General features: G+C 50.1%; 6 protein-coding genes. All 6 read right to left on the reverse strand.

What is annotated here, in order from left to right; all coding sequences use genetic code 11:
- Positions 1 to 19 precede the first annotated feature (19 nt).
- Positions 20 to 934, reverse strand: a complete 915-nt coding sequence (locus AC4IE7_RS17500) for a beta propeller repeat protein (RefSeq protein ID WP_490778151.1) — start codon at positions 932 to 934, stop codon at positions 20 to 22.
- Positions 935 to 964: 30 nt separating this feature from the next.
- Positions 965 to 2239: a PAAR-like domain-containing protein gene (locus AC4IE7_RS17505; protein ID WP_490778152.1), complete on the reverse strand. Its 1275-nt coding sequence runs from the start codon at positions 2237 to 2239 to the stop codon at positions 965 to 967.
- A gap of 2 nt (positions 2240 to 2241) precedes the next feature.
- Positions 2242 to 3276 carry a hypothetical protein gene (locus AC4IE7_RS17510; RefSeq protein ID WP_490778153.1) on the reverse strand — a complete coding sequence of 345 codons (1035 nt, stop codon included), beginning with the start codon at positions 3274 to 3276 and terminating at the stop codon, positions 2242 to 2244.
- Positions 3276 to 4385 (reverse strand): DUF2169 family type VI secretion system accessory protein, encoded by a 1110-nt coding sequence (locus AC4IE7_RS17515; protein ID WP_490778154.1) that lies wholly within the window; start codon positions 4383 to 4385, stop codon positions 3276 to 3278. Before AC4IE7_RS17515 ends, AC4IE7_RS17510 begins: the two co-directional genes overlap by 1 nt.
- 764 nt (positions 4386 to 5149) lie before the next feature.
- Positions 5150 to 5479, reverse strand: a complete 330-nt coding sequence (locus AC4IE7_RS17520; RefSeq protein ID WP_490778155.1) for a CopG family transcriptional regulator — start codon at positions 5477 to 5479, stop codon at positions 5150 to 5152.
- The gene (locus AC4IE7_RS17525) at positions 5370 to 5666 is read right to left on the reverse strand and encodes a BrnT family toxin (protein WP_490778157.1); all 297 of its coding nucleotides are present in this window, start codon (positions 5664 to 5666) and stop codon (positions 5370 to 5372) included. The genes AC4IE7_RS17520 and AC4IE7_RS17525 overlap by 110 nt, the downstream gene beginning before the upstream one ends.
- Between the last annotated feature and the right edge of the window lie 349 nt (positions 5667 to 6015).

Here is a 6015-nt window from a genome sequence, read left to right on the forward strand (position 1 = left end):
ATCTAGTGTCCTATATTGTTTAAATGTTGTCTGGATGGAGGATCTCTCTCCAGGCCTCTCCATCGAACACCAGAATATCTTTCTCCCCGACAGACCAGAGCAATCCCTCCTTGGTAAACAATCGATTGGTTGTGATTGCTTTTTTCAACCCTACATCAAGCGGGACTATCTCCTCTCCATCGACAACCGCGAGTGATTGATTGGCAGCCAGATAGATCTTCCCCTGGAAAGCTGCCATGCCATACCAATGGTCAGAAAAATCATCACTACGAATCTCTGCCCACTGATTGAAACTACCACGAAGCACGACACCTTTGTTGCCCGCAATCCAGACGGTGCCATCCTCCAGGCAACAGACCGTGGAGAGATGGCTATTGGTCGGACTATCGTCCTTTAACCACTCCGATCCATTGTAAAAGTAGATCTCACCTTGCCAGCCCACGGCATAGATATGGTTCCCATCCAGGCCATCCATATCAAAAAAACCGTTAGCTTTATCATGGGTCAGGATCTGATCACTGATCGAGATCCAGTCGTCGTCTACACGCTTGTAGACCTGCCTGCCATAGCCGCAGACATAGAGTTCATCAGCGATATTCTTGATGGTTTCAACATAGCCATAGGCATCTTCCCAGTTAAGGCCCGCACCGGGGATCTGCTCCAATTCAGTGCCACTCGAATTAACCTTGGCAACCTCACCATTTTTACCCAGTACCCACCATGCCCGAGTCTGTGCGGCCTGATTGATCAGATAGGAGACCGACTTCGCATCAAAATCCAAATCTGCGTGGCCCCACTGTCCATCCAGATGCATAAAGAAACGAGTGAAAACATTGTCACCGGGGAGCATGTCAGGGAATGCGGCAATCCCCAATAGCCCCTTTCTACCAGAGTAAGCATTTAAAAAGGTAACTGGAACCTTACCTGAACTCATACTGTTTCTCCCTTGATTGCGAGTCCGTTACTAATCTATTCCGACGGCAGGTGTCGCACCTTGAGGCACAAACCCTTCCGGTGTTCGATTACCACTTGAATCGGCTCTCAGCATCACCTTATCAGACTTGCCCTCACCCACATCCATTCCCATCTCTTTATGGGCTGCTTCGCACTGTTTCTTCATGCAGGCCTTGTCACAGGATTGCTTGACCAGTGTGACTGCATCGGACCCCTTCTCATTGGCCTGTTCAAAGCTCCAGGTGCCCGCGGTCTTCTTTACCGCTCTCTCCCCACCACGCATTTTCGGTTTACCCGTTTTTGTGCTGAGCTCTTCAACATTCATGAATTTATCTTCTTCGGCATCAACTATTGCATGCACCCGGCCATGCTCTTTTACCTTGCCGCTGCTGTCTTTCTCACTTTTTGTACCACCCTCCAAACAGATGCATGGGGCTGTGGTGTCATCATAAGACTCAGCGCCTGGGTAGCGATCACCACTCCCCGCCTTTCTCTCTCCAGAGGGCATAAAACAGTGCGCCGGAATGACATGATGCGGGGTCTTGCCATCACAACAACCAAAGTCGAAGGGCACCAGATTGCAATCGAGCTGCCCTTTGCAATCATCATCAGCACACATATCCCGAGTTGCGCCCGCCTTATTGTAGAACGCCTTCTTACCTGCATCCTCTTTAACCAGGGCTTTCCAATCGACTTTTGAATCATCCTCCAACGCATCTTTTTGAGTGACATCCGCCACCTTGTGATCTTTGCGTTTTTGCTGCGTGGTGTTTTTCTTGATGTGCTTTTCCATGCAATCCTGGGTCTTATTTGACTCGGCTTTGCAATCTTCCGATGCAGAGGCAAGTGCCATCGAGTCCATATAGATCCAGGGGGGTGTCTGACCCGGCATGCTGGCATGGTTATGGGTGGTCAGATCGAGATGTCTGACCACATTCTTACCTTCAACTTTCACATCCATTGACCAGGCATTGAAGTAGACTTTGCCTTTGATTTTGCTGGTGATGATCCCTTTTTTAGGTGCACAGCCCGCTTCATCACCCATTGAGGTTTTAAAATGGGACTTATTCTTGAGCATGATCTCTTTGTCTGAGATCTTTACCTTTTTGCTCCCTTTGGTGGTGTCCTTGGCCATTCCAGTGTTCGGGTATGGGATAGGCACACCTGGTGGGGTTGCCGGGGTTTGTGGTGGCGTAAAGCAGACATCGGGAAAGGCACAGATCGCTTTACCATCTGCCTTTTTACAGGAGATCTCCCGCCCGTTGGCAAATACATTATTGGCCATTCTTACTCATCTCCCGCTGTCCAGATACATACCAATGACGACCGTTTACCATCGTCATTCCCCATATGCGCCAAGATCCTCTGCCCTTTGCTGTATCCCTTCTCACAGGCCGTCTTCAACACCGCCAGCATCACTGCCCCTTGAGCCGCTCCCACTTCACCGATGCAGTCCGCAGGATGCCAGATATCGAACTCCGGTTTTGGCGTTTTCAGAGTTCGACTGAGCGCCAGACTCGCCTCTTTAAAGTAGTACTGCTCACCGGAGAGATCAGTGATGCGAAAATCGAGATCACTCACCTGACAGCCCGCATCCCCCACTGCGTCTTTGATAGCAGCAGTCAACCCCTCAGCCTTCAAAGGCTCGCCTGATTCAACGGCTGCGGCTTCGATGCCGAACCCCAGTCCCTGACAACAGAGATAAGGTCCTTTTACCTGCCGGGGGGATTCGATGATCAATGCCACCGCTGCCTCACCCGGAATAAAACCATTTGAGTTTTGACTGGTCAGTAATCGCTCCTGCCGCTCCCAATGGCTCAACGACGAAGCAACCAGCAGGGTATCTGTGGCAACGATCAAAACACGCTCCAGCCCCCCCTGGTTGATGAGGTTGTGGGCATGGCGCAGGGCAATCGCAACCGACACATGTCCGGAGGCGATAATCCGTGACTGCTCATGAAACTCCATCTCCAGCTCGGTTTGCAGATCGAGGAACAGCTGGTTGTCATCATCGATTATCCGTCCCGGCCGATCCTGTTCAGGCAGACAGAGCAGAAGGGGGGTCTGTGGGGCATCCAATGGAGTACCACACTGTAGTGATTCACGAATTGCGGAAGCTGCCATTTTGATCAGCTTGGTTCTACCCCGCCAGGGTTGATCCAGTATGACTTCACAACCCAGTATCCACTCCCCGGCACGATCGATGAACTGGGTCTCCTGAAAGTTATCTATCGCAGAGCGAATTGCAGCACAGCTGGCTGCCGTATCCAGCCCTACACCGGAGACCATACCGGTAGCTGTGATTGCAAGGGAGGTAGCCATTACCCCTCCTCCGATTCAGTTGCAGCGTTGCGCGATAGATGAGCCAGTGAGGGGTAGTAGATCTTTCCCAGCTCCCGCGCCCGCCACCAGGCGCGGGTTTTTCTTCCCACCAGAACCTGGGTCAGTTCAAAGATATTTTTCCTTAATGGCACCATTGCCCGCCAGGTCAAAGTAAACACGCCCTCATCCGGCTCCAGAACCAGGGTGTCGATGACAGCCTGTTGTCTGTTCTGCTCACCATTTTTATAGAAAAAGACCACTGGCATCTCAATCTGTGGCAGATCGAAAGAGGTCTGCCCCTCTGGGGTGAGATTTTCAAGAAACACCCGCTCTCCCCCTTGCAGATAGGGGATTTGTTGATCCTCCGGCGCCGCCTGATAGTAGGCCTCATTAAAGTCGCTGGGCAGAAATGGAAAACCATTCTCCTGCCACTCATCATCATAGGTACCGGCATACCGCTGGCGAGGCATCCAACCCCGACCAACCGGCCCAAAGGACATCGGCGCATAGTTACCGTTTGGCATCGTTACCGGGCGTTTCAACTCCTCTGTGTTGGGCATAGGTGAGCCATCAACCAATTCACGGGCAAGCTGCTGGTGGAATCCTCTGCCGACCGGATTTGACGCCAAGGCGGAGTGCTTGCGTTCATTCTCGTGGAAGTTATCCAAGCCACCAAAGGCGCAATCGTAACTGATCGGCATCTGTGTAAAGACGCCAGGATAGCCCGGACTGACCGCCAGATTTCCCGCTTCCCAAACACGCTCACCAGTAACTGCAAATGACTTGTATAAGGAGCTTACTCTGAGGGTGACTTCCACCCTGGATACTGGCTGCCCAGCTGGGGCGTAAGCACTGCCATTCAACAACACATCACATCGAGATTTGATGGGTGCATAATCGGTTTCATACACTGGCGCTGAGTGACCGGGCTCTCCACTGAAGCTATCCGCCTCAACCAGCGGCTTTTGTGCCTCGGCCAGTGAAACAGTCTGACGGGGTGGCGGTATCGTGAAGGTACCTTTGATCGCCACCACAAGCAGCTCCCGACCATCGGGTCGCATACCCATGGTAAAGCCAGCCTGCATTGCGGATGCATTGAGCAGTTCCATCGTTATTTTTTCTCATGTTGACAGCCTGATGATCCATCCCGGATGCTTCCAATAAAGAGGCCGGGTGCTATGCCCGGCTTTTCAAGGGTGTTTTTTCCTACCTCTGAAGCATAACCCCTTTTCGCACAGTTTCCAGCGAAATAGTACCGACTGTAATCTTAAACCTAAAAAGGTGGTTGGCGCACACCCTCTCCTCCAACCCATCTCCCGTCTGAGGGTGTCGCAAAATTCGTAGGGTGGGGCCATGCCCCACCATTAGGGGGTGAAACGTGCATTAACTTGCGTTCTTTTATGATCAAAATCTATTTACGAATATTCATAGCTTGCCTTTACAACACCCTCCGTCTAGGGCGGGGGTATAGTTATTCCCACAGGAAATAACATACCTGCACTGATGAGACACTACCAGTGAGTGGTCTTTGCTGACGTTGCGGATGCTTGAGCGTAGAGATACATGATTAAAGAAAGCGGTCACCTGGAGTCAGTTTCAACAATGCCCCCAACCGGCCAATGGCGAAAGATTGAACTATATCATGGTATGAGAAACCTAGAACTCAAAAGCAGATCTGCGATTTATGCGGCGCAATAGACTGCGAACGCAGACCATAGCGAACCTTCCTGCGAGCAAAATGTATATGATAGTCGCCCTCAAGAGCGGACATTAACCTTCAAGCTCATTGGCTGCCAAAACGGAGTGTCTTTTGTGCAATAGTAGAGCGACGCGGAATGCACAAAAGCCGCGTAGTTTTGGCTGTCCAATGGAGCTACTTGTTAGCGCTTTTCTGATGCGCAACATATTCATCAAGCAATTCGCGGATAATTTTTTGATACTGCATATGATGCTTTTTCGCCACATCTTTGAAGTACGTTACACTCTCTGTACTCAAAGAAATGGTTACCTTCGTATTTTTCTTTTTGAGTGCAAGTTCTTCTGGAGACGGCAGGAAGTCTGGAATTAGCCTGATTTCGTCAATTGATTCTTCGCTATATTGAATTTGTTTGCTCATATATCTTTTTACCCTTTCGCCAATAACCGGCACCAATAATTCGGATGCGACCAGAACGATATGTGAACCGGACTGTAAGTATTCCATTCTTTCCTTCGTTTAGCCCCAAACAGTAATATCGCTTTTCGTCCTGACTATGGGCTAGATCTTTAGCAATAACGCGGTTTTCGTCTAAAAAGGCATGCTGTGCTTCAAGGTAACACTGTGTTTTTGCACATTTTCGAGGTTTTTGCCTCGTTCCATTCGAAACCTGATTGATTGATCGACTAAGGATAGCTCAAATATGGCTATTTAGCCATATGCTTGATATTTTGCGCTAACGGCTGGACTGGTTTATGCGCTGCCTTAATGAGCCGGTTGCCCGTATTGCCAATAAAGATGATGGTTGTACAGGTCGCTCTACAAATGACAGGCGCTGTTAGATGAGAAGGCCCTCGCAGCTTGCATGGCCTATGTGGATCTCAACCCGCTTCGTGCAGGGCTGGCTGAGACGCCTGAGGAGTCTGAATACACCTCCATTAAAGAGCGCACCCATCTATTCAAAGAAAATTCTGATAGTGATAAAGAAATCAAGACTCCCAGTGGCCTTCTTCCTTTTGCTGGTTACCCGAGAAAAGATATGC

It is taken from the genome of Candidatus Thiodiazotropha sp. AKAK3 (genome assembly GCF_058244645.1).

Coding starts and splice junctions, on each gene's coding strand:
- AC4IE7_RS17515 (WP_490778154.1), bottom strand. CDS start 4,385: ATGGAACTGCTCAATGCATCCGCAATGCAGGCTGGCTTTACCATGGGT.
- AC4IE7_RS17510 (WP_490778153.1), bottom strand. CDS start 3,276: ATGGCTACCTCCCTTGCAATCACAGCTACCGGTATGGTCTCCGGTGTA.
- AC4IE7_RS17505 (WP_490778152.1), bottom strand. CDS start 2,239: ATGGCCAATAATGTATTTGCCAACGGGCGGGAGATCTCCTGTAAAAAG.
- AC4IE7_RS17500 (WP_490778151.1), bottom strand. CDS start 934: ATGAGTTCAGGTAAGGTTCCAGTTACCTTTTTAAATGCTTACTCTGGT.
- AC4IE7_RS17520 (WP_490778155.1), bottom strand. CDS start 5,479: ATGGAATACTTACAGTCCGGTTCACATATCGTTCTGGTCGCATCCGAA.